This is a genomic window from Algibacter sp. (assembly GCF_049667265.1).
Taxonomy (GTDB): domain Bacteria; phylum Bacteroidota; class Bacteroidia; order Flavobacteriales; family Flavobacteriaceae; genus Algibacter_B.
This window is the reverse complement of the sequence record NZ_JBATHX010000006.1, coordinates 1-26,360: the sequence shown is the minus strand read 5'-3', so window position 1 is coordinate 26,360 and position 26,360 is coordinate 1. Positions and strand designations below refer to the sequence as shown.

Sequence of the window (26,360 nt, the reverse complement as noted above, 5' to 3'; positions counted from 1 at the left end):
TGTTCTTAATTTTACTTTTTTTTAATTTCATTTTTTAAAAATAATAAAAGGCTATAAATACTTTGTCAAAACCAAGCTACTAAATTAACAAAAATAATATGAGATTAAAAGCATAAAAAAAACCTCCACAATGGGAGGTTTTAATTTATATATGTAGATATTTATTCTTCTTCGTCTGTAATTTTTTCTTCCGTTAATCCATCCAACATTTTATGTTCTTGCAATAAATTATACCATTGGATGACTTTTTTAATATCGCTTGCATACACTCTATCTTCATCATAATCAGGTAAAACCTCAAAGAAATATTCTTCTAACTTATCTTTACTGTCTTTGGCTTTAACAGATGTTGGTTTGCCGTTTTCTTTCTTTTTGATATTTTCAAAAACTTGACGTAAAGGGATTTCTTCCGTTAAGGTATAGATAGCAATTTCACTAAGTACGCTAACGTTATTTTGAACATTAACAGAAATTCGTTTTTTATCAATTAATGATTCTGCAACAAAACCTCCACGAGTTTGCGTTATTAATTTGTATAAACCTGGTTTTCCTGAAATTGAAATTACTTTTTCTAAACTCATAAATTATTTTTTGAAAAGCGCAAAGATGAATTGTTTATTGATGTCTTGCAAATATTATCGTCTCTTTTTTTGATCAGGAAAACGCATTCTGTAATCAACAGTAATTTTTCCTTTAGATATATTTGTAAGCCTTCCTTTTATTAAACGCTTTTTTAAACTAGATAGCTTATCTGTAAACAAAATTCCTTCAATATGGTCATATTCGTGCTGAATCACTCTAGCTATTAAACCATCAAACGATTCTTTTTGTTCATCAAAATTTTCATCCAGATACTCAATGGTAATCTTTGGTTTTCTGAACACATCTTCTCTCACGTCAGGAATACTTAAACAACCTTCGTTAAAAGCCCACTCATCCCCTTCTTCTTTAACTATTTTTGCATTTATAAATACACGTTTAAAGCCGTTTAAAGCTTTTTGCTCCACTTGACTTAAATCTTCATCCTCAGCAAATGGCGTGGTATCAACCAAAAATAATCGAACTGGTAATCCTATTTGAGGTGCCGCAAGACCAACACCAAAAGCATTATACATGGTCTCAAACATATTTTCTAAAAGCGAATCGAAATTCGAATAATCTTTAGTAATATCTTTTGCTTTCTTTTTTAAAACTGGGTCTCCGTAGGCTACAATGGGTAAAATCATTATGTTTTTTATTAATCTTTACAAAAATACAATACTTATATTTTATGTATTGTATTTAACAAAATTTTATCGTTGTTTGAATTTCTATTATTTTGAATATAAATAACTTTGTAAAATAAGCGTGGCACTAATTTCGTCTACAAGTGCTTTATTTTTTCTTTGAGTTTTTTTTAACCCACTATCAATCATGGTTTGAAATGCCATTTTTGATGTAAAGCGTTCGTCAACACGCTTTATAGGTATGCTAGGTATTAGCTTTCCTAGCTTGGTAATAAATTTAATAATATGTACTTCGCTCTCTGAAGCTGTATTATCCATCTGTTTAGGCTCGCCAATTAAGAACAATTCAACTTTTTCATTAGTTGTATAGTCTTTTAAAAAAACAATTAATTCTTTAGTAGCAACCGTGGTAAGTCCAGATGCAATAATTTGTAACTCGTCGGTTACTGCTATACCCGTTCTTTTTGTACCATAATCAATCGCTAGAATTCTTGCCATGTTTCTTTTTTTTGCAAAAATAGTAAAGTATTCAATAAATTCTTTTACTTAGTTACCCTATTTCATCGGAATGACCATTTGAATAGGATCCTAGAAATACACGATTCACTTAATCTTTTTTAATTAAAACAAGAAAGGCCATCCTTCCGGACGGCCTTTAATAATAATTAACCTTAATTTATTAATACTTGAACATTATCTTTTAAGCTTTAGTAGCTTTATTAATTTCTTTAAATACTAAATTGATGTTACTTACTTTTCTTTTACGGTTTAAGTAAATTCTAATATCACTAGAACTACGTGCAATCGTTTCGTTAAATTGAGAAGCATCAATTAACAATGAATCATTTTCTTTTACAGTATTAACTTCTGCAAATGCAGGAGCTATTTCATCTTCGTTAGAAACAGAAATAGTTTTATTGGTTTCAATCTCTACTACTTGAGAAGTGCTTTGAGCATTCCCGAAAGAGAAAGTAAGTAATAAAATTAATAGTATGTAAAAATTTGTTTTCATCTGTTTATCATTGTTTGATGGTTCAAATATATATCTAGAACTGATGTCGCCAGCAATAAATTAGTTATACGCCTTGTATTTTCGTTAATAAGGGAAACGACTTTTTTTTTCGACAAACGGTTGAAATGTCTAGTTTTATCGACAAAAAACACCTCGATTTACACTTTAACGTGAGTTAGCATAGATAAAAAGATTAAATGCTCATTTCTAACCTTTAAAAACGGTTTAAAAAATGAATAATTCTTATAGAAATCGAGTTATTATTATGGCTATTTCAATGCCTTTTTGAATGATAGCCACTATATTTACCAAAAATTTAAAATCAATGACTGAACTACAACAAATCATAGAGAAAGCTTGGGATAATAGAGGTCTTTTAAAAGAAGAAACTACCACCAATGCAATAAGAAACGTAATAGATTTATTAGACAAAGGAGAATTAAGAGTTGCAGAACCTATAACTGGCGGATGGCAAGTTAACGAATGGATAAAAAAAGCAGTTGTATTATATTTCCCAATTCAAAAAATGGTAACCTTGGAAGCTGGTATTTTTGAATACCACGATAAAATTCCATTAAAAAGAAACTATGCCGAACGCGGCATTCGAGTAGTACCTAATGCCGTTGCTCGTCATGGGGCATATATTTCACCTGGTACTATATTGATGCCAAGTTATGTAAATATTGGTGCTTATGTTGATGAAGGCACTATGGTTGATACTTGGGCTACGGTTGGTAGTTGTGCTCAAATTGGTAAAAACGTACATTTATCTGGTGGTGTTGGAATTGGTGGTGTTTTAGAGCCTTTACAAGCTGCACCAGTAATTATTGAAGACAATGCTTTTATTGGGAGCCGTTGTATAGTTGTTGAAGGTGTTCGTGTTGAAACCGAAGCTGTTTTAGGCGCTGGAGTCGTTTTAACCATGAGTACTAAAATTATTGATGTAACTGGCAAGGAACCTAAAGAATATAAAGGTATTGTGCCTGCACGTTCTGTGGTTATTCCTGGAAGTTATGCTAAAGAATTTCCATCAGGAAGCTACAATGTCCCTTGTGCTTTAATTATTGGAAAGCGTAAAGAAAGTACCAATAAGAAAACTTCACTTAACGATGCGCTTCGTGAGCATAGTGTTGCCGTATAAATTTTAAAGCTCCAAAAACTAAAATCCAAATTCCAATGCGTATAAAATTGGAATTTGGATTTTTTTGTTTGTAATTTGATGCTAGGATGAAAATTTTAATAATACAACAAAAAATGATTGGAGATGTGCTCACCAGCAGCATATTGTTTGAAGCACTTCACCATAAATTTCCTGAAGCACAATTAGATTATTTAATTAACCAACACACCTACCCTGTTGTTGAGAACAATCCGTTTATAAACAACTTTGTTTTTTTTACTAAAAATGAAGAGCTTAGTAAGAAAGCTTTATTTGGACTTGCTAGAAAAGTTAAACAAAACAATTATGATGTTGTAATTGATGTTTATTCAAAACTTTCAAGCAATATTATAAGTGTTTTTTCTAAGGCAAAAAAACGCATTTCGTATCATAAATTTTATTCAACACCTTTTTATCATCATAATATAAAAAGACAAAAAATTACAGATAAAAAATCTGAACTTGCCATTGTTAATAGGTTGCAGTTATTACGTCCTTTAGGTATTGAAACAACTTCAATTAAGCCAAAAATATATTTAACAGAAGAAGAAATTGCTACTAGCAAACAATTTTTAAAAAACCATCATGTAGATTTCAATAAGCCCATTTATATGATAAGTGTTTTAGGTAGCGGAGAAAATAAAACCTATCCGTTCCCTTATATGGCTAAGGTTATAGATTTAATTGTAAAAGAAACAAAAGGACAAATCTTGTTTAACTATATACCAAAACAAGCACCCGATGCCAAAGCTATCTATGATTTATGTTTAGCCGAAACTCAAAATCATATTTCATTTCATGTTTTTGGAAAAAGCCTAAGAGAATTCTTAGCAATTACGCATCATTGCAATGCTTTAATTGGAAATGAAGGTGGAGCCGTTAATATGGCTAAAGCATTGAATATAAAAACATTTACTATATTTTCTCCATGGATTGATAAAGCCACTTGGAGTCTTTTTGAAGATGAAGACAATATGAGTGTTCATTTAAAAGACTTTAAGCCTGAACTATTTTCAAAACCAGAAAAGGAACTTAAAAAAGAAGCATTATCGCTTTACAACAAGTTCTCTCCCGAATTAATAGAACATAAACTTAAGGCGTTTTTAAAAACACTTTAAAATGAGCTTAATTAACATAAATGCACCTAAAAGGATTATTTTTACTTTTTAAACGTTTTTAATTTGATGGCATCTAAAAAGATATCGGCTTTAATGATTACTTACAACGAAGTAAATCATATAGACGAGGTAATAAATAATATAAGTTTTGCTGACGAAATTATTGTTATTGACGCTTTTAGTACTGATGGAACGCTTACCAAACTTTCTGCTTTTAAGGATGTAAAAACGATACAACGTGAATTTAAAAATTTTGCAGACCAAAGAAACTTTGCCATTGAGCAGGCTTCGCATGATTGGATTTTATTTATTGATTCAGACGAAAGAATTACACCCAAGTTAAAAGAAGAAATATTAGAAACCGTTAACACATCAAAAAACATTGCTGGTTTTATGGTTAAACGCTTATACTTTTTTAAGAAAAAAAGGATACGTTTTAGTGGGTTTCAATCGGATACAACCTATCGACTTTTTAAAAATGGAAAGGTTAAATACATTGAAGATAAAATAGTTCATGAACTGCCAAAAATAGATGGTAATAGTAAAATTTTAAAGCATAATATGCTTCATTATTGTTTTGATAGTGCCGAACATTACAAATCTAAAATGGAACAATATGCCAAGTTAAAAGCTTTAGAACTTCATCAGAAAGGCAAAAAAAGTAACATCTTTCAGTTTTACTTTAGGCCTTTATATAAATTTATTGTGAACTACTTTTTTAGACTCGGTATTTTAGATGGTAAAGAAGGGTTAATCATCTGTTACCTGAGTGCTTACGGAGTTTATTACAGATATAAAGAACTAAAAAAACTATCTAGCTGATTTCCAAAACTTCAACTTCTTTTTTAAACGTTTTTTTCGATGGAATTTTTCTTGAAATGCTTCCGTTTCATGCCACATTAAATTAAACACCTTTTTATAATCCTCACCTGAACATTTCGCATATTCATCACTCATAATCTCAATCATAGATTTATGAATGGTTAAACGAGCAAAGTTTTTAATCCGTGTTTCAAAATCTAGGGGTTTAAATTCCATTCTATTTAAATCAACTAAATAAAATTTATAATCACCATTATTTAATTCAATTAATGTATTTCCTGGCGAGTGATCTAAAAAATGAATGCCCTTTTCATGTAAATTGAAAGTAAATCTTGTGAAGGCTCTTAATATAGATTCGTAGTTGGGTAAATTAAAATCTGTGGTTAACTCTCTATACGTTAAATCGTCATTAATTTGGGCACTTATATAATAACTTTTCTTGAATAAAAAAGGCGTAGTAAACTCATAATAGGCAACAGGTTGTGGTGTGCCTATGTTTAATTCTATGAGTTTATTTGCATATTCAAAAGAACGTTGCGCCTTACTTTTTCTGAAAAACTTATAGGCGACTTGGTTAATTAAATTCGGAATTCTAAACGATTTTACATTTAATGTTTTATCACCAAGCTTGAACAATTTTAGAGAGTTTCTATCTTGATTTCCAAAAGGCGTTCCTTTGGTATCAAAATTTAAAATAAAATCATCTAGTTTATCAACTTGATTGCTAAATTCCTTTTGTATTTGTTTCTTTTTATTCAAAAAATAACGAATTATGAGTTTAAAAAATAACCATCTATAGTTTTAGAACAATTTTCCCAAGTATATGGTAAAACGGTTTCTCTAATATTAGCTTTTAACGCATAAGCTTTTTCTATTAAAGGAATTACTTCTGCATAGGTCGCATCTACTTCAAACAAAAAGCCGTTTTCACCATGTTTAATTAAATCTGTGCAATACCCTGTTTTCGAAGCTACAGGAACACAATTAGACATCATTGCTTCTAATATTGGAACGGGACCGCCTTCTAATAATGAAGGTGAAACGAAAACATCAATTTCATTATATAAATCTGGATAAGACTCGTAAGCTACATCATTATAATATTTGAAATTTGGCAAACTTAATAGTTCATCAAATTTTTCATAAAGTTCCCAATTTCTTCCTATTAAATAAAACGTTCGTTCAGGTAAATTTTTAACAATATCTAACATTAAATCCGGATTCTTACGCACATGAAAACTTGAACAAAAACCCACGACGCCATGAGACCTGTTGTGATTATAGAAAAACGTAGATGATGTTCCTATGTGCAAAACTTTAAGCAAATTGGGTTTTACCCCTATTTCTATTAAAGTTGTTTTTATTTCAGAATTTAAACAAATAATAACATCGGCCTTATTAAGACACCAAACCACATGCGTTTTAGAGTACTTTTTAGACCAATTAGGGTGTGTAAACATCACCACATTTTTTTTTCTCAAAACACTTGGAGTACTTCTAATGCAACGACAAAAATAATTTTGGTAGATATAAAAATAGCCATCTGCCTTTGGTAGGTTGCGCAATTTATCATGAAAATAAGTCTCCGCATTTAAAGAAGAATATTTTGATAGTCGTCTTACTTTAGCTCCAAAAATCCACTCTTTATCTTTTTCTCTAGCAACATAAACCAACTTTTCTATTGATTTTGAAGCTGAAACCGAATAAAATTTAGAACAAAATATAGCCCAAAGATATTTCCATTTATGGAACATTATAAAATAAAGATTTTCTTTTAAGTTTTTCTCTTTGGTTCTAGACATATAGGTGCTTCCTATTTTTACTTCATAAATTACAATTAACTTATGCTCTTTTTGAGATATTGCAAATGTATGAAATCAGTATAAGAATTAGATAAAATAAACTTGCTACCAACTATATATATGGAAATCTTTCCTACTTTTGTTAGCAAACTAACCATAAGCATGTATCAAATAGCTGTAATTTTAATAAATTATAACTCCTCAAATTTTACCATTAACGCTGTTAAGTCCCTTATTGAAAATACTTCGGATACACTTAATTGGCAAATCGTTATTATAGATAATGCTTCTGAATATGAAGACTATAAAAAGCTAGAAAAAGGACTTCCAAAAATGGACCATTTAACCCTTTTTAGAAGCCGAATTAATACCGGATTTGGAGGCGGGAACATGCTTGGTATTCAGTTTGCAAACGCTAAATACTATGCCTTTGTAAATAATGACACTTTAATAAAAAACGACTGTTTATCTATATTACTAGAGTTTTTACAAAAAAACAAAAGGGTTGCGCTTTGTGCGCCACAAGGGTTTGATGAGGATAACAATGTATTAAAATCTTTCGATCATTTTTTAACATTAAGACGCGAATTATTTGGCCGAAAAATACTCGAAAAACTTAATCCTAAAAGGTATCCTAAAAGAAATAAAATATACGAAACACCTATTAAAGTAGAATGCATTCCTGGCTCGTTTTTATTTGTAGATGCCAATGCTTTTAATTCGGTTGGAGGCTTTGATACTAATATATTTTTGTATTACGAAGAAACTGACTTGGCTTATAGAATAAGTAAATTAAAAGAACAACCAGATTGTTACTTAATGCCCGAAGCACAATACATTCACTTTAGAGGAAAAAGTACGGGTTCAAATATAAAAATTAAAAAAGAGTTAAAACTTTCTTTATTATATGTGCTAAAAAAGAATTCATCGTATGCTCACTATTTAATTCTTAAAACATTCTTGACCATCAAGTACTTGTTTAAATCTTTAATAAAACCAAAATCATTTACTTTTGTAAATCTGTTATTATTTCAAGGTGCTTCTTTAAGCAAATCTCTAAAACATTCACAAAAAATATTAGAAAAATAAATGACTATTTTACACGTATCTGGCGTAACCAATTGGGGTGGTGGCGAAAATCATATTGAAAATTTATACTACGAACTTGAAAAATCAAATTTGAATGTAAAACAATATATTTTTTGTGTAAAAGACTCCGTTTTTCATAAGCGATTAATTGAAGCTAATTACAATTGTATCCCTGCAACACTTGGTATAAAAATAGATCCTAGATTCATTTTTAAATTGATACGAGTTTGCCGTTCTAAAAAAATTGACACCATTCATATTCATGACCCTACGGCTTTAACTTTATCGGTAATTGCAGATAGAATTAGTAAAAAACTACCTCCTTTTATTTTTAGCAAAAAAACATCATTCGAAATAAAAAACAGAAAATCAACCTTATTTAAATACAATTATAAAAAGATTGAAAAATATATTTGCGTATCAAAAGCTGTAGCTGAAGTTACTTCAAAAAGAATAGAAGATACTAGTAAAATCACGACCATTTATAATGGTATTAGGTTTAGTAATAAAACAACCCAAACCGATTTTCAGCTTAGAGAAAAATTTAATATTTCTCCAGACAAGGTTATTGTTGGTAATATTGGAAACCATATTCGGGCAAAAAACTTACTGACTTTTATTAATGTAATTAATGATATTGTTAACACAAAAAAACTGAAACAATTTCATTTTATTCAAATTGGGGATTTCACAAAAAAAACTCAAATATATTTAGACAAAATAAAAGAATACAATTTAGAAGAATATGTCAGCTTAACTGGCTTTATTAATAATGCATCTAACTTTATTCCTCAATTTGACATATTTATGTTAACCTCACAATCTGAAGGATTACCCCAGGTAATAAATGAAGCATTTTATTTTAAAGTACCTGTAATATCTACCAATCCAGGAGGAATTCCTGAAATTATTAAAAATGGTTACAACGGTTTTTTATCTGAGGTTAATGATTATAAAGATTTATCGAATCATTTGGTTGCACTAAACGCTAATAAAGAATTACGTAATTCATTTATAGAAAAATCTCATAATCAAATAATTAACGGTTTTTCTTCAGAAGTTATGGCAAGTAAAACTTATAAGGTTTATAAGTCTATTATAGAAAAGCAAAAAAACAAGTAAAATAAATAAAACACTCGTTTTTACCACGACCAATAATAGTGGTGCAACAACTCCAAAATCGTATAAAGAAATAAGCGATGAGATTATAAAAGGTTTAGTCTATGTCGTAAATTTGCAAAATAAAAAGAAAGCAAATTGAATTACAAAGAGTCTTTAAAAAACCCTGTTTTTAAAATTATATCCCAATCTGCCAAAGAATTGCAATTAGACGCTTTTGTTATTGGTGGCTTTGTTCGCGATTTTATTTTAAAACGTGGTGACGCTAAGGATATTGATATTGTTGCTATTGGCGACGGTATTAAACTTGCAAAACAAGTTGCAAAAAATCTTCCTACTAATCCAAAAGTTCAAGTTTTTAAAACCTACGGAACAGCCATGTTAAGGTTTGATGATATTGAAATTGAATTTGTTGGTGCAAGAAAAGAATCTTATACAGAAGATAGCAGGAATCCATCTGTTGAAAATGGCAGTTTAGAAGACGACCAAAACCGAAGAGATTTTACCATTAACGCCTTGGCATTAAGCTTAAACGCCGATAATTTTGGAGATTTATTAGATCCTTTTGATGGTGTTGCCGATTTGAAAAACAAAATTATAAAAACCCCATTAAATCCAGATATTACTTTTAGCGACGATCCTTTAAGAATGCTTAGAGCCATTAGGTTTGCAACGCAGTTAGATTTTACAATTGAAGCCAAATCTCTTGAAGCGATTTCAACCAATTGCGATAGAATTAAAATAATTACAAACGAGCGGATTGTAACCGAACTCCATAAAATTATTGAAAGTAAAATACCTTCAAAAGGATTTTTATTATTAGAAAAAACAGGATTATTACAATATATTTTACCTGAATTGACGGCTTTAAAAGGCATTGACGAAGTTGAAGGGCAAACCCATAAAGATAATTTCTATCACACGCTCGAGGTGGTTGATAACATTTCAAAAAACACAAACGACCTGTGGTTACGTTGGGCAGCCCTTCTCCATGATCTTGGAAAAGCACCAACTAAAAAATTTAGTAAAAAAGTAGGATGGACCTTTCATGGGCATGAATTTGAAGGCTCTAAAATGGTTTATAGATTATTTAAAAGACTAAAAATGCCATTGAATGATAAGATGAAATTTGTTCAAAAAATGGTATTTATGAGTTCCCGTCCTATTGTTCTGGCTGATGATATTGCTACAGATTCGGCCGTGCGTCGTTTAGTTTTTGATGCTGGTGATTATGTTGAAGATTTAATGACCCTATGTGAAGCAGATATAACCACCAAAAACCCCAATAAATTCAGCAAATACCATAATAATTTTAAAATTGTTCGCGAAAAAATTATTGAAGTTGAAGCGCGCGATCACGTTCGGAATTTCCAACCACCTGTCTCTGGCGAAGAAATAATGAAAGCTTTTAACTTAAAACCATCTCGTGAAATTGGTATTATAAAAGAAACCATAAAAGAAGCTATTCTGGAAGGCGATATTCCAAATGAATATGATGCAGCTTATCAATTAATGTTGAAAAAAGGCAAAGCATTAGGACTTACAATAAACTCTGAATCATGATTAAAATTGTTAGAACAAATTCGGAAAACCTTGATTTCGTAAGCCTTGTTCAATCATTAAATGATTATTTAAAAATCATGGATGGTGATGAGCATGCTTTTTATAATCAGTACAATAATATTGATGTTTTAAAGCATGTAGTGGTTGCCTATGACAATGAAATTCCATTAGCATGTGGCGCCATAAAAGCTTTTAATGCATCATCAACCGAAGTGAAACGCATGTTTACAAAACCAGAATTTCGAGGAAAGGGTGTTGCTTCCATGGTTTTGCAGGAACTTGAAAAATGGTCAAAAGAATTAATGTTTAAAAGCTGTGTTTTAGAAACTGGTAAAAGACAAAAGGAAGCAGTTTCTTTCTACAAAAAAATGAATTTTAAAGTTATTCCAAACTATGGACAATACGAAAACATAGAGAACAGTCTATGTTTTAAAAAAGAACTTATCTAATATGAAAAAGGAGAATAAAAAAGTGATTTACTGGCTTCTTACTGGTTGCATTTTAATTTTTATAATGGTGGTAGTTGGAGGTATTACAAGACTAACTGATTCTGGACTATCTATGTCGAACTACAGATTAATTACAGGAACCATTCCTCCTATTGGCGACCAAGAATGGCAAGAAGCTTTTGAGTTTTATAAACAGCATCCTGAATACCAACAATATCATACTCATTTTACACTTGAAGATTTTAAAAACATTTATTTTTGGGAATGGTTACATCGTGTTATTGGGCGCTCAATAGGCTTAGTCTTTATAATTCCATTTATCTACTTTTTAATTAAAAAACAACTCACTAAAAGCACTATCAAAAAATGTCTTGTACTTCTAGGTTTAGGTGCCTTTCAAGGTTTTTTAGGTTGGTATATGGTAAAAAGCGGATTAGTTGATATGCCAGATGTAAGTCATTATAGGCTTGCGGCTCATTTAACTACTGCTTTTATTACTTTTTCAGCAACGCTTTGGGTGGCTTTAGATTTGTTGTACCCTAATCATAAGCCTGTAAATAAACCCTTTCGAAATCTTATTATTATAAGCTTCATTATTTTAATCATTCAAATTATTTATGGTGCTTTTATAGCAGGATTAAAAGCTGGTTTAGTTCATAACCATTGGCCGCTTATGAATGATGGAAAGTTTATGCATCATACTGTTTATGTTTTAGAACCTTTTTATAAAAACTTGATAGAAAACCCTAGCGGGATACAATTTGTACATCGTATTTTGGCCTTTTTAGTTGTACTTTCTGTTTATCTAATTTGGAAAAAAACAAAACTTTTAACACTCGATACAAACCAAAAACAAGGTGTTAATTGGTTAATAATTTTGGTTTTAGTTCAGTTTGTTTTGGGCGTTTTCACACTTATATTACAAGTGCCTCTTTGGCTGGGTGTAGCGCATCAAATAGGCGCATTTTTCTTATTGAGTGCCATGACATTTACACTTCATAGATTTTCAAAATAATTTAAAAAAAAGCTACCTTTGTAGCATAATTTTCCATTCATGATTTACAGATTTAGAATTATATTAGATAATGACACCGAAGAAGATATCTTTCGCGATGTAGAAATTCGTGAAACTGATACACTCGAGGATTTACATAACATCATCACACAATCTTTTGGGTTTGATGGTACCGAAATGGCGTCATTTTACTTAAGTAATGATGTTTGGGAACAAGGTGAAGAAATATCATTATTTGATTTAAGTGATGATAATTCTGCACGTTTAATGAACGAAACTACATTAGATGGGGTTGTACATGAAGCACAAACCAAACTAATATATGTTTATGATTTTATGAGTATGTGGACTTTTTATGTGGAGTTAGCAGAAATTGTTGAAGAAACAGAAGGTCATGATTACCCTAACTTAATGTTTGTTCAAGGTCAAGTTCCTGATAATGCTCCAGAAAAAATATTTGAAGCAGAAGAAGATGACGACTACAACGAATTTGATGACGGCATTGATGTAGATGATTATGAAGATTTAGACTTCAACGAAAACTGGAATTAAAATCAATAACGCTTTAAATTCTCTAAGTTTACATTTTCATAATTCCGTTTTATAAACTCTAATGAGTATTTAAGAATCTCGCCCATACTTTTACTCTTTTTAAAATTAACATCATGGGTGTAATCAAAAATGGTCATTTTTAATTGATTTATGTATTCTTTGGTTGATATTACATCAGATTCAATACAACTTAATAACCTTCCAATTCTAATATGAGAACTCTTAAGTCGTTTCACCATAATAGAACGCTCTTCAGTTTTATATTGATCAATAGACAATTTTTGAATGCTATTAGCAACTAACTGAACCATTTCATAATTCTCCTTGAAGAATTGCGGTCTATAAATATTAAACTTACCCTCGTAAGATTGTTGGTCAAAATCAATGGCCCTTATTTTGTAAACAACTTTATCAAAATCATGTGTTGGCACAATCACATAGTTGTAAGATCTCATATCCCCTAACATGCGTATCATACAGCGCTCGTTAAATTTTACAAACTCTTTAGCGATTTGGGATTTTTCAGATTTGCTACAATTAGGCAACATATTTTTTATAAACTCATCGCCAGGAATGCCCACAATATGTTCTTCTATTAATGTATTGTCATGAACTAAAAAATTCAAATTATAAGGCGATAACATATGTTCTAATTCTAAACCATAAATACGTGAAGCATCTGCAGTTTTAACATAGAAATATGTAGAATTATCATTTAAAATATTTCTTATTTTGATTCTAAATGGTTTTGAATTTCCGAAAGTGCAAAAGTCAATCGCATCAACACTTAAAAAAGGTAATATATTATCATTCCCATCAGAATGAAAAATAGTATACACTTTTTTTAAAGCAGATTCTATTTCTTCTCTTTCAAATTCGTTATAGTAAACCCGGATCCATAGTGTATCGTTATCATCTTTATCGTAAACAACAATAGAACCTTGAAAACGTAATAAATCATCATAAAAAATTGGAATTTTAACATTTCTATTATAATCCGAAAGATAATCGCTTAACTTAGACGTTATAGGAAAAGAAGGCTTCTTTTTTGATATTTTTAGATCTTGCATAAATTTTTAACTTATTCAAATTTAACGTTTTTATCTTTATGCTTGTAACAAAAATTAAAGACATTCGTCTTACTTTAATAACTAACCATTGCTTGCATATTCAGTTGGCAAAAAAACCATAATAGTTTGGAATCCATACTTACAATTAACAACCTCACCAAAAAATTTGGGTATTTAACGGCGGTAAAAGATTTATCATTTACTATTAACAAAGGCAACGTTTATGGTATTTTGGGTCCTAACGGAAGTGGAAAATCAACAACTTTAGGAATCGTACTAAACGTAGTAAATAAAACGGAAGGTAATTTTTATTGGTTTGATGGAAACACTTCAACCCACGATGCCTTAAAAAAAGTAGGTGCTATAATAGAGCGTCCTAATTTTTATCCTTACATGACGGCGACTCAAAACTTAAAATTAGTTTGTAAAATAAAGGGCGTCGATTTTAGCAAAATTGATGAGAAACTAGAACTTGTTGGTTTGCTAGACCGTAAAAACAGCAAATTCAGCACCTATTCATTAGGGATGAAACAGCGTTTAGCCATTGCTTCTGCACTATTAAACAATCCTGAAATATTAATTCTAGATGAACCTACAAATGGACTAGACCCTCAAGGTATTCATCAAATTAGAGAAATAATAAAACAAATTGCGGCCAAAGGAACCACCATTTTATTGGCATCGCATTTACTGGATGAAGTCGAAAAAGTATGCACACATGTAGTGGTACTTCGAAAAGGTGTGAAATTATATTCTGGTCGTGTAGATGAAATGATTTCTAGTCATGGTTTTTTCGAGTTGAAATCCAACAAGCAAACAGAATTAGTAAACGTGTTAGAAAATCACAAATCGTTTGGAACCATAAAAGTTAAAGATAATTTAGTGACAGCTTTTTTAAGTGAACCTATGCGTTCTGAAGATTTTAATAAGTTTCTTTTTGAGCAAGGTATTATCCTAACACACCTTGTACAAAGAAAGGAAAGTTTAGAAGAACAGTTTTTACAATTGACTGACAACAACCAAAACTAACAAGAATGCTACGACTTTTAAATTTAGAATTACAAAAGCTATTACTTAATAGAACTAGTAAAATACTCATATTTACATCTTTTGTATTACCTTTTTTTGTGATACTACTTTCATCATTAAAGATTAATGTTTTTGGGTTTTTCACTTTAGAACTAGGTGAATTGGGTGTTTTTAATTTTCCAATTATTTGGCATTTAACTACGTTTTTCGCGTCACAATTCAAATTCTTTTTTGCCATTGTAGTAGTGAGCATGATTGGAAATGAATATAGCAACAAAACCATTAAACAGAACCTTATTGATGGTTTAAGTAAAAAGGAATTTATCCTTTCAAAATTTTATACCATTGTATTTTTCTCATTAGTTTCGACAGTTCTTATTGGCTTAATTTCTTTATGCATTGGTTTATATTATTCTAGCTATACAGAACCTGCATTAATTTTTAGAGGTGTTGAGTTTTTACTCGCATATTTTGTAAAATTAATTGGCTTCTTTAGTTTATGTCTGTTTTTTGGTATGTTGGTAAAACGATCAGCATTTGCACTTGCCTTCTTATTTATTCTGTTCATAGTTGAATGGATTTTATTTGGATTAATTTCATGGCAATCAGACGTGACTTTTTCGGGAAAAATTCAAAATTTCTTTCCGTTAAAATCTATGTACAAATTAATAGATCAGCCTTTCCAGCGAATTGCCATTTCTAAATTTCCTGATAAAGCTGAATTAGCCTATGATTACGCGGTACATTGGTATGAAATTGGAATCGTTTTATGTTGGACAGCCCTATTCATCTTTTTATCGTTTAGATTATTAAAAAAGAGAGATTTATAATATCTTTGGTAGCTATTGCTACTGAAAAATGAAAAAGACTGTATTATTCGTAATTTTTTGCCTGGTTGGTCTAGTTTTCCAATCACAAAATGAAGCCTCTACCTGGTATTTCGGGTATAATAGTGGCATAAAATTCGACTTAACTGATAATACCGTTACTTCGCTTAGTGATGGCCAAATAAATACTTTTGAAGGATGCTCCTCTATTTCTGATGAGTTTGGCGATTTGCTTTTATATTCTGACGGTATCACAATTTGGAATAAAGACCACAATGTAATGACCAATGGCAATAATTTATTTGGTGACCCATCGAGCACACAATCGGCTATTATTGTTCCAAAACCAAATGACCCAAATATTTATTACGTTTTTACTGTAGATAATCATAGCAATAGTGAAGCACATTTTGGTTTAAACTATTCTGAAATTGATATGACTCTTGATGGCGGATTGGGTGCTGTAACTTCCAAAAACATCAATTTATTACAAGATTGTACTGAGAAAATTTCAGCCGTTCTTAAAGATTGTGTAACGGAATCTATTTGGGTTTTAGCTTTTGCTTCTGAAGATGGACTAAGTGATCCTTACAACACGTTTCATGCTTTTGAGGTAACCGATACAGGGGTAAACACCTCATCAATTACATCAACTTTTACAATTAACATTAACGATGTAAGGGGTTATTTAAAGCTGTCTCCTGATGGCACAAAAATGGGCTGTGCAAATACCAGCGACGGTTTATATATTTATGATTTTGATGTTGCTACTGGAAAAGCTAGCAACCAACAATCATTATTTATTAGTGGCTCAGCTTCGGTGCCTTACGGACTCGAATTTTCACCTAATAGCAATTTATTATACGTTCATGCATCCAATGATTTTTTCGATTTTAGTAATACAACCAATAACGAAATCCTTTCTAATCACAATTCTAAATTAATACAATACAACCTTTCGGATGCAGATATTGCAGGCTCCGCATATACTGTTGATGACAGACAATTGTATAGAGGCGGTTTGCAACTTGGACCAAACGGAAAAATTTATAGAGCATTAAGTGCAACCTATACTCAAGGAATACCCTTTTTAGGTGCTATTGAAAATCCAAATGTAATTGGTGCTGGCTGTAATTATAATCATAACGCTGTCGGCTTGTCTCCGTTTAGTTCATCACAAGGGCTTCCTCCTTTTATAGCGTCATTTTTCAATACTGAAATAGACATTATTAAAAATGGTGAAAGTTCCATAAATCTAGATATTTGTGATGGTGGTTCTTATACTTTGGTAGCCGATAATATTCCAGGTGCAACATATTACTGGTCCTTTGATGGCGCACCTTTAACAGAAACCAATTTTTATTTAGAAATATTTAATGCAGGTCATTATGAGGTAATTATTGAACCAAATACCGGCGATTGTATTTTGGAAGGCCAAGCTTTTGTGAATTTCACACCAAACCCGGAAGCTTTCAATCACACTATTTTACAATGTGATGAAGATGGCACTCCAGATGGTATAACCCTTTTTAACCTTAATGAAGTCAATGATGCTTTAACTGGAAGTATTCCAGACAGATCAACAAAATTCTATATTGATGCTGCTCGAGTTTATGAGGTTGATGGCGATATATTTGTCAACTCCACAAACCCACAAACCATTTTTGTAGAAGTTATAAACGATATTACTGGTTGCAGTAATTTTTCCGAATTAACTTTAGAAGCAAGTATTACTGATGCTAATAATGCCGAATTAAACCAATGTGATGATGATGGCACAGAAGACGGAATTCATAGTTTTAATTTAAGCGATGCAGATGCTATTATTTTAGATGGTTTACCTACGGATCTTGATTTGGCCTATTATGAAACTTATAATGATGCCCTATTGGAAACAAATAATTTAGACATTAATTACACCAATACCACGCCTTATTCTCAAACCATTTATGCTCGCGTAGAAAATGCAAATAACTGTTTCGGAATTAGCGATATATTACTTACTGTTAATGAATTACCAAATATTGAAAATGAAGGTTTTGAATATTATTGTTTAAACGAGTTTCCAAATACTTTGACTATAGACGCTGGACTTATAAATGATTCACCAAGTAATTACACATATTCTTGGAGCAATGGCGATACAAATTATCAAACAAATATAAATGTAGTTGGAACCTATACTGTTACTGTAACAAATGTTTTTGGGTGTTCAAAAAATAGAACAATTATTATTGAGGCTTCTAATATTGCCACGTTCCAAACACCTGCATTTGATGTAAAGGATGTTACTCAAAATAATACCATAACCACTTTTGTAACAGGTGAAGGTACTTATCAGTTTAGTTTGATTGATAAAGACGAGAATATTATAATTCCGTTTCAAGCCAGTAACTTTTTTGAAAACGTTTATCCAGGAATTTATACGGTTATAGTAAAAGATATTAAGAATAATTGTGGCGTAAATGATATGCAAGTTTCCGTAATTGGGTTTCCTAAATTTTTTACTCCTAATAATGATGGTGTGAATGATTCTTGGCAAGTTTTGGGTGTTTCTGAACAATTTCAACCTAACTCAAAAATTCATATTTACGACAGATATGGAAAATTATTAAAACAAATTTTACCAACCGAACCAGGATGGAATGGCACCTTAAATGGCAAAGTTTTACCTGCTGATGATTATTGGTTTTCAGTAGTATTAGAAGATGGCAGAATTTATAAAAATCATTTTTCACTTAAATATTAAAGTTTTGAAAAAATGAAATAGCATTCGTATTTGGTTTTCAGTAAAACTAGAAGATGGAAGCGTTTTTTAAAATCATTTTGCTTTAATTAATTGAAAAACATGTAAAACATCGATTAAAATGCGTTTTATCCGATTTTTTTTGCGTTTCATCTAAAAAATATCTATTTTTCCGAGATAATTAGCCCCTACTAATTGTAATTCTTGGCCATATTGTGAACAAACTAGAAAGTACCTACAAGTTATGAGATTTATTTACGTCATATTACTTTTACTGTTTTTCAATAGTAACTTTGTATTTTCTCAGCAAATTACTGTGGATGATACAGTTGATTTGCAATCCTTAATTGAAAATAATTTAGTTAATGGCTGTGTTAATTTAACTAACATTAGCTCGTCGGTTAATGGTGCGTCAAGTGGTTTTCCTAGTTATGCCTATTTTGAAAGAGGAAGTTCAAGTTTTCCTTTTGAAAATGGCATCATGTTATCTACTGGTGGTGCAGCTTCTGGTGGTAACGCTCCAAGAACCCCAACGCTTAGTGAAGGTTCGAATACTTGGGGTACAGACCCAGATTTAGAAACCGCCTTAGGAATCACAAATACTGTAAATGCCACATCCATAGAGTTTGATTTTTCATCTATATCAAATCAATTTCAGTTTAATTATTTATTAGCCTCCGAAGAATACTTCGGCATTAATCCATGCCAATTTTCCGATGGTTTTGTTTTTCTTATTAAAGAAGCCGGTACGGCTGATCCTTATCAGAATATAGCATTAATTCCAAGCACAACAATTCCTGTAAATACAAATACTATACACGATGAAATTTTTGGTGTTTGTCCAGCTCAAAACGATGAATATTTTCAAGGTTATAATTTAGGTGATACCAACTATAATGGTCGAACAACTGTTTTAACGGCCTCTGGCACCATACTACCAAATGTAACATACCATATTAAATTAATTATTGCAGATCAAACGGATGGTACTTTTGATTCAGCAGTATTTATCGAAGGTGATAGTTTTAGAATTTTAGATTTAGGAGAAGATATTTCAACTTGTGCAAGTTTAGCAACCCTTGATGCCGACTTAGAAAACCCACTTGTTTCTTATGCGTGGTATTTAAATGATGTTTTAATAAGTGGTGCCATTGGCCCAACGTATACTGCGGTGCAAGATGGTACTTATCGTGTTGAAGCTTCGGTTCCAGTTGATGGTTCAAATTGTATTGAAGAAGATGAAATTATTGTCGTTCTTAATACTGAAGAACCAATGGATCCTATAACAGATTATGGAAAATGTGATGATTCAAGTGGTGATGAAACTGAAATATTTGACCTCTCCACAAAAGATAGTGAAGTCATTGCCAATGCCCCATTTGTTAATTATACATTTAGTTACCATTACTCAGATAGTGAGGCACGTTTAAACATTAATCCAATTACAACCCCAATTGTTAATACACTAAACCCACAACCTATTTATGTAAGAGTTCAAGATTCAGATAGCAGTTGCTTTTCTTTTACAACTTTTAATCTCATAGTACATCCGCTTCCAAATATTGTGGTTCCTACCACGCTACAAGTTTGTGACGGAGATAATTCTCCCGACGGTTATGCCATTATTGATTTAACTGTTAAAGATGATGAAATTACAGCTGGACAACCCAACTTATTTGTTACTTATCATTATAACTCTTTAGATGCTAGTACTGGCGATAACCCAATTCCAACACCATATATCAACACCAATACGCCAAACGAGTTAGTTTATGTTAGAGTTGTAGATACTACAACCGGATGTTTAACCACTACAGAATTAAATATAGAAATAACCGTTAGTCCACTTGTCAACCATGATACCCAATATATTGATGCCTGTGACAGAGATTTAGATGGTGAAGCTACTTTTGATTTAACAGAGGTAATTGCTGCTATTTTAAATGGATTAACAGGCGTTTCCACAACATTTCATGCTTCATTTGGTGATGCTGAAATGAACACTAATGCTATAGCAGACGAAACCAACTATCAATATACCAATGCAGTAGTTGAACCTGGCTCTGCAACTATATATTTAAGAATAGAAGATGATTCAACGGGTTGTGCAACTATCGTTCCTTTTGAAATTCATACCAACTTATTATTAACAGGTACAGATACTGGCGATTTTGCACTTTGCGACACTAATGATGATAGTTCGGATACCTTAGAATTTGACTTGAATACCATCGAAATTTTTATTGCCAACGATTTACCAGAAACTATAACTGTTACGTTTTATGAAGAAGAGGTTGATAGAGATAACGACGTCAATGCATTAGATAAAACAACGCCATATGCAGCAATAAGCCCACAGGTTTTATATGTGAAGATAGAAGGTGGAGGTTGTATGGAAACAACTGAAATAACTTTATTAGTTAACCCCATCCTACTATTCGGAAATATAACAATACCTTATTGTGATGATGATGATGATGGCATTGCAAGCATAGATTTACAATCATTAGATGATACCATAACAGGTGGAAATACTGATTTTACAGTCACTTATTATGATAATAATGCAGATGCTATTAGTAATAATACCGCAAACCAGTTACCCCCTTTCTATAATAATACAAATTCTATTGAAACTATTTATGCACGCCTCGAGAATATAAACTCTGGCTGTTCTACAGTTAACCCCTTTCAAATTGAAGTACTAACTGCACCTTCAAGTACTGAACCATCAGATGAAATTATTTGTGATAATGATCAAGATGGGTTTTCAATAATTAATATTGAGGATAAAATAGATGAAGCGGTAGCTACCCGAACAGGTTTAAATTTTGATGCGTTTACTTCATTTGATGATGCTAATAATAATGTTACAGCAAATGCCATTCCTGTTGCAGATAGAAGTGCATACAATACAAATACCCAAACCATTTATATTAGAATTGAAGACGCTATTAGCGGCACAGGTTGCTATACCATTGTTTCTTTTGAAGCTATTATAAATACCTTGCCTATTATTCCTACTGATATTCTTTTTCAAGTTTGTGAAGATGACGGAGATAGCTTTGCAGATTTTGTGTTAATTGAAACTGATGAAGATGTTTTAAACGGCCAATCTGGTAAAGAAGTTTATTATTTTGAAGATGAAATTGATGCCATTAATGGTAATTTAGGAAATGCTATTGATAAGACTGTGGCATATAACTCGGACTCCAAAACAATATATGTAAGAGTTGAAAATATCTCAGCAGAAATTGGTACATGCTTCAGCACAGGTTCCATAGAAATTCAAGTGGCTCCAGATCCTATTTACGATCCTATAATAGATTTTTTAGTGTGTGATGATGCAAGTAATGATGGTATGAATGAATTTAATTTGACTGCAAAAGCCAATGAAATTCAAGCTACTTCTCCTGACACTTTAAATATTACTTTTCATTTAACGCCTCAGAATGCTATAGATAATGATAGTCCTTTGCCAGCAAACTACACGAATGTTAGCAACCCACAAAGTATTTATATTAGAATTGAAAGTAGTGCTTCCTTTTGTTTCGTAGTTGAAGAACTTGGAATAAATATAGTTGCTGCTCCAGATGTTCTTGTTGGATCTCCTTCATTAACCGAATGTGCTGAAGCATCTGATGGTATAGCCACGTTTGATTTAACATTTTATAATATTGACACCCAAACTGCGGATTTTGAAGTTTTAGATCGTGTGAAAAGCAATCTTTCAATAAATTATTTTGAAGATATTACTGATATAAATCCTGACGATGGTGCTGACAATTCAAATGAGATTGTTGACCCCACAAATTTCACCTCTACGACAAGCACCGTTTATATAAAGGTTGCAAATAACTTAACTGGTTGCTTTAGTATAATTCCTATCGATCTTTTTGTGAATTTACCTCCTACCATAAATACCATAGGCACCATTCCAATTTGTGATAATGATACGAATACTTATGATTTATCTCAAATTGACACAATGGTTACTAATGATACTTCGGTCGTAAATATTTCTTACCATGATAATCAAGTTGATGCAGATAATAATGGGTCACCCTTAAATAGCACATTCAATTATACAGCAAGTAGTCATGAAATATTTGTTAGAGTTTCAGACAATACTACAAATTGCCCAATAGTAACTTCATTCATATTACAAATAAATGAAAACCCAATAGCAAATACACCTCCAGACTTAGTTGAATGTGATGATGATTATGATGGTGAACAAAATTTCGATTTAACAGCAAATAATAGTATTATTTTAGGTGGTTTAAACCCTTCTAATTATACTATTACACACTATACAAGTTTAGATAATTCCGAAAACAAAATTGATGCATTACCTATTAATTATACAGCTATAGATAATGAAACTATTTACACAAGACTTGAAAACAACGCTACACGATGTTTTAGTTTTACTCAATTTAATTTAAGGGTTAACCCATTACCAATTATTCCAATAAATGACATTGTACCATTATGTAATAATGAACCAGTCATAATTGTTGCAGATACTGGTGTTTCTGGTGATAGATATTTATGGTCTACAGGAGCAACATCTTCACAAATAACAGTAAACCCAGCAAATGCAGGTAGCTATTCTGTAACGGTTACTAGACCAAATGTAATAGGAGATGATTGTTCATACACACATAATTTTGATGTTATCCCATCGGACGAAGCTGAAATAACAATCACTCAAACCGTCGATTTTGCCGACCCAAATAGTATAACAGTTGAAATAGACAATTCAAGAATTGGAGATTATGTTTTTATTCTAGATGGAGGAGAACCACAAACATCAAATGTTTTTAATAATGTTTCCTTTGGTGAACACCTTGTAACGGTTAGAGATTTAAATGGTTGCATGGATGTTTCTAAAGTTGTTTTTGTATTTGATATTCCTAAGTTTGTAACACCCAACAATGATAATGCTTACGACACTTGGCATATTGTAGGTGCAGACCAATTACCAGGAACTGTTGTTTATATTTATACCAGACATGGTAAATTAATAAAAATGCTTCCTCATAATTCTTTAGGTTGGGATGGTACGTATAATGGTAATAATATGCCTTCTGATGATTATTGGTTTTCGGCAGAAATTGTTCAAAATGGAGAATCATTCAACATTAAAGGTCATTTCACATTGAAAAGGTAAACGTGTTTCACACTTAAAAATGCATTTTAACTTAAATTTTAAACCTTAGGGTATTTTATAAGTCTTATAATACTTAAATAGCATATTTTAGTATTTCGATTTTAATTAAGTTTTCCCTTATGTTTTATATAATAGCTAAAAAACATGCTATAAAATTTATATTATTTATTCTATTTATAGGATTAAGTTTTAAAGGGTATTCACAATTAAGTAAAAAGCATTTTATTCCACCATTAACAAGCTCTTCATTTGGAAATGCTAATGCAGAAGACCAATATATTTATTTATCAACTCCTAGCAATTCTAATATTTCATATACTATTATTCCAGTAGGGCAACCTGTAGCAAACTACATTACTGGTACTGTTTCAAATGCAACACCTCAGGAAATTACAATAGGGACAGGTAATGGCCAACTATTTATACCATCAACTGAATCAAGCGTTGTAACGAATGACAGAGGGTTTATTATTGAAGCCGAAGCTCCCATTTATGTTTCAGTAAGAATGAATGCTGGGGGCGGTGCACAAGCTGGAGCTTTAGTTAGTAAAGGCATTTCTGCACTTGATACTTCCTTCAGAGTTGGGAGTTATACTAATGGAAACCCTCAAGATAATTACTTAAATTTTGTTTCGGTAATGGCTACTGAAGACAATACAAAAGTTAACTTTAGTAATCTTCCAGCAGGTTTAATTATAAAAAATTACACCGGAACAACACCTGTAAATACTATTTTAAACGAAGGTGAAAGTTATACCATAGCAACAAATTGTTTAGATGCTACAGTAAATCAGGATGGATTAATTGGTTGTTTAGTTGAATCAGACAAACCCATTGTTGTTAATTGTGGTTCAACAAATGGTAGTTTTGGTACTGGTGGTGGTAGAGATTATGGTATCGATCAGATTGTTGGTGTATCTAAAATTGGAACAGAGTATATTTTTGTAAGAGGTGATGGCGATAATGCTTGGGAAAATGTTTTGATTGTTGCACATTCTGATAATACTACAATTAGCGTAAATGGAAATGCTCCAATTACAACTATAAATGCTGGCGATTATTTTGTAATTGAAGGCAACGAATTCAATTCAAACGGGAATATGTATGTTGAAACATCTCAACCTGTTTTTGCATATCAAGGGGTTGGCGGTCTTGGAAATAGTGGCACCCCAAGCGAAGCCAATCAAGGGCTGTTTTTTGTACCCCCTTTAAGTTGCGAAACACGTGGAAATCTAGATAATATTGCCAATATAAACAATATTGGTAGTACCAATTATTCAGGTGGTATTACTGTTGTAACAAAGGTTGGAGCAACAGTAACTATAAATGGAAATCCTATTGGAGTTACTCCTAGTCCTGTTGATGGAAAACCAGATTATATTACTTATAAAGTAAAAGGACTTAACGGAAATATAACCGTTCAAAGTGATGATGAATTGTATTGTGCCTATTTCAATTACAATGGTGCCGCAACTTCTGGTAGTTTTTATTCTGGCTTCCCTTCAGCCCCAGAAATCAATTTCGATGCACAATTTGCTACCTTAGGAAACTGTATTCCAAATATCACTTTAGAGGCTGCAAATACACAAAATTTTGATAGTTTTAAATGGCTTTTTGATGATGGCTCAGGGGCTGGATTTATTGATTTATTGTTAACCACTTCAGACATCACTCCTACTCAACCTGGAAAATATAAACTAATTGGGATTATAACATGTACTGGTGAAGAATTAGAATCTATTGAAATACCTATAAGTGTTTGCCCAGATGATAGGGATAATGATGGTATTATTGATAATATTGACATTGACAATGATAATGATGGTATTTTAAACTGTACAGAATCCAGAGGTGATGTGGTTATGGATCTATCAGACACAAGGCCTCCAATTCTGAGGTTTCAAGATGGAACAATTAATTCAACTTTGGCAACAGATAACATCATTATAAATCGTTCTACTACCGGCACTAGCACAATAAGCCTAACTGGCGAAGGAAATATAATAAGTAACATACCTGCAACTACTAATGGCGATAACACATATGCATTATCATTTACAGAACCCGTTAATATTAAGTTTTTAGAAGATCTGTCGGTAACACACACTAGTGTTGATGGTGAATTCTTTATTGCAAAAGTACTACCAGTAAATAAAAATATTACACTTGTTGATCCTGATGATCGGATACTAATCGATTCTAATTTCGATGGTATTTTTGAAACAGGTGTAACTATAATTTCAGGGTCCGAAATACATTTTAAAATAAATCCTACGCCAACAGGAACAGGCCCTTATGAGTTTTTCGCAAATCAAGTTGATGGGTTTTCATTCATACATCATCTTGAAAACACAACAACAGATTCAAGTATTACAGGAAACATATCGCTTACTTGTTTTAAAAATGACCATGATTTGGATGGCATTAAAGATGCTTTCGATTTAGATAGTGATAATGATGGCATTCCCGATTTTGTTGAAAACCAAGGTACATTAGTGACACTTTCTGGAATTGATACAGACTTAAATGGATTAGATGATATTTTTAATATGTCAACTTTACCGATTGATACCGATAATGATGGTA

Annotated in this window: 20 protein-coding genes and 1 pseudogene; 14 read left to right on the top strand and 7 right to left on the bottom strand. The window is 31.6% G+C overall.

What is annotated here, in order from left to right; translation table 11 throughout:
- Positions 1-161: 161 nt before the first annotated feature.
- From WBN21_RS00230 to WBN21_RS00215, 4 genes are all read right to left on the bottom strand, one after another.
- Positions 162-581: a DUF5606 domain-containing protein gene (locus WBN21_RS00230; protein WP_424197310.1), complete on the bottom strand. Its 420-nt coding sequence runs from the start codon at positions 579-581 to the stop codon at positions 162-164.
- Positions 582-635: 54 nt separating this feature from the next.
- Positions 636-1,226, bottom strand: coding sequence for a peptide deformylase (gene def, locus WBN21_RS00225; protein ID WP_424197309.1), 591 nt, complete (start codon positions 1,224-1,226; stop codon positions 636-638).
- 87 nt (positions 1,227-1,313) lie between these two features.
- Positions 1,314-1,724, bottom strand: coding sequence for a Holliday junction resolvase RuvX (gene ruvX / locus WBN21_RS00220; RefSeq protein WP_424197308.1), 411 nt, complete (start codon positions 1,722-1,724; stop codon positions 1,314-1,316).
- A 202-nt stretch (positions 1,725-1,926) separates the two neighbouring features.
- Positions 1,927-2,238, bottom strand: a complete 312-nt coding sequence (locus WBN21_RS00215) for a hypothetical protein (protein WP_424197307.1) — start codon at positions 2,236-2,238, stop codon at positions 1,927-1,929.
- A 325-nt stretch (positions 2,239-2,563) separates the two neighbouring features.
- Between WBN21_RS00215 and WBN21_RS00210 the strand changes: the two genes are divergently transcribed.
- From WBN21_RS00210 to WBN21_RS00200, 3 genes are all read left to right on the top strand, one after another.
- Positions 2,564-3,379 carry a 2,3,4,5-tetrahydropyridine-2,6-dicarboxylate N-succinyltransferase gene (locus WBN21_RS00210; protein WP_424197306.1) on the top strand — a complete coding sequence of 272 codons (816 nt, stop codon included), beginning with the start codon at positions 2,564-2,566 and terminating at the stop codon, positions 3,377-3,379.
- Between the two features lie 86 nt (positions 3,380-3,465).
- Positions 3,466-4,515, top strand: coding sequence for a glycosyltransferase family 9 protein (locus tag WBN21_RS00205; RefSeq protein ID WP_424197305.1), 1,050 nt, complete (start codon positions 3,466-3,468; stop codon positions 4,513-4,515).
- A 66-nt stretch (positions 4,516-4,581) separates the two neighbouring features.
- Complete coding sequence (locus tag WBN21_RS00200; RefSeq protein ID WP_424197304.1) at positions 4,582-5,337, top strand: glycosyltransferase family 2 protein; 756 nt, start codon at positions 4,582-4,584, stop codon at positions 5,335-5,337.
- On the opposite strand, the gene WBN21_RS00195 is transcribed toward WBN21_RS00200, so the two are convergent.
- Both WBN21_RS00195 and WBN21_RS00190 read right to left on the bottom strand, forming a co-directional pair.
- Positions 5,326-6,096, bottom strand: coding sequence for a Kdo domain containing protein (locus tag WBN21_RS00195; RefSeq protein ID WP_424197303.1), 771 nt, complete (start codon positions 6,094-6,096; stop codon positions 5,326-5,328). The two genes, WBN21_RS00200 and WBN21_RS00195, sit on opposite strands and share 12 nt — an antisense overlap.
- Positions 6,097-6,107: 11 nt before the next feature.
- On the bottom strand, positions 6,108-7,139 hold the full coding sequence (locus WBN21_RS00190) for a glycosyltransferase family 4 protein (RefSeq protein ID WP_424197302.1): 1,032 nt from the start codon (positions 7,137-7,139) through the stop codon (positions 6,108-6,110).
- Between the two features lie 120 nt (positions 7,140-7,259).
- On the opposite strand from WBN21_RS00190, the gene WBN21_RS00185 reads away from it, so the two are divergent.
- The 6 genes from WBN21_RS00185 (at position 7,260) to WBN21_RS00160 (ending at position 12,926) form a co-directional block, all read left to right on the top strand.
- The gene (locus tag WBN21_RS00185; protein ID WP_424197301.1) at positions 7,260-8,228 is read left to right on the top strand and encodes a glycosyltransferase family 2 protein; all 969 of its coding nucleotides are present in this window, start codon (positions 7,260-7,262) and stop codon (positions 8,226-8,228) included.
- Entirely contained in the window at positions 8,229-9,350 is a 1,122-nt protein-coding gene (locus WBN21_RS00180; RefSeq protein ID WP_424197300.1) for a glycosyltransferase family 4 protein, read from the top strand.
- A gap of 135 nt (positions 9,351-9,485) precedes the next feature.
- Positions 9,486-10,910 (top strand): CCA tRNA nucleotidyltransferase, encoded by a 1,425-nt coding sequence (locus WBN21_RS00175; protein WP_424197299.1) that lies wholly within the window; start codon positions 9,486-9,488, stop codon positions 10,908-10,910.
- Positions 10,907-11,359 carry a GNAT family N-acetyltransferase gene (locus tag WBN21_RS00170; RefSeq protein ID WP_424197298.1) on the top strand — a complete coding sequence of 151 codons (453 nt, stop codon included), beginning with the start codon at positions 10,907-10,909 and terminating at the stop codon, positions 11,357-11,359. The genes WBN21_RS00175 and WBN21_RS00170 overlap by 4 nt, the downstream gene beginning before the upstream one ends.
- A gap of 1 nt (position 11,360) precedes the next feature.
- The gene (locus WBN21_RS00165; protein WP_424197297.1) at positions 11,361-12,374 is read left to right on the top strand and encodes a COX15/CtaA family protein; all 1,014 of its coding nucleotides are present in this window, start codon (positions 11,361-11,363) and stop codon (positions 12,372-12,374) included.
- Positions 12,375-12,413: 39 nt separating this feature from the next.
- Entirely contained in the window at positions 12,414-12,926 is a 513-nt protein-coding gene (locus WBN21_RS00160; protein WP_424197296.1) for an IS1096 element passenger TnpR family protein, read from the top strand.
- Between the two features lie 2 nt (positions 12,927-12,928).
- Here the strand turns inward: WBN21_RS00160 and WBN21_RS00155 are convergent, their stop codons facing one another.
- Positions 12,929-13,996: a hypothetical protein gene (locus WBN21_RS00155; RefSeq protein WP_424197295.1), complete on the bottom strand. Its 1,068-nt coding sequence runs from the start codon at positions 13,994-13,996 to the stop codon at positions 12,929-12,931.
- Positions 13,997-14,122: 126 nt separating this feature from the next.
- On the opposite strand from WBN21_RS00155, the gene WBN21_RS00150 reads away from it, so the two are divergent.
- From WBN21_RS00150 to WBN21_RS00130, 5 genes and pseudogenes are all read left to right on the top strand, one after another.
- Positions 14,123-15,025: an ABC transporter ATP-binding protein gene (locus WBN21_RS00150; RefSeq protein ID WP_424197294.1), complete on the top strand. Its 903-nt coding sequence runs from the start codon at positions 14,123-14,125 to the stop codon at positions 15,023-15,025.
- Positions 15,026-15,030: 5 nt separating this feature from the next.
- Positions 15,031-15,855, top strand: a complete 825-nt coding sequence (locus WBN21_RS00145; RefSeq protein ID WP_424197293.1) for an ABC transporter permease — start codon at positions 15,031-15,033, stop codon at positions 15,853-15,855.
- Between the two features lie 28 nt (positions 15,856-15,883).
- Positions 15,884-18,601, top strand: a complete 2,718-nt coding sequence (locus tag WBN21_RS00140) for a T9SS type B sorting domain-containing protein (RefSeq protein ID WP_424197292.1) — start codon at positions 15,884-15,886, stop codon at positions 18,599-18,601.
- 241 nt (positions 18,602-18,842) lie between these two features.
- The gene (locus WBN21_RS00135; protein WP_424197291.1) at positions 18,843-23,774 is read left to right on the top strand and encodes a choice-of-anchor L domain-containing protein; all 4,932 of its coding nucleotides are present in this window, start codon (positions 18,843-18,845) and stop codon (positions 23,772-23,774) included.
- 119 nt (positions 23,775-23,893) lie between these two features.
- A pseudogene (locus WBN21_RS00130) lies at positions 23,894-26,360 on the top strand (gliding motility protein); the annotation flags it as partial.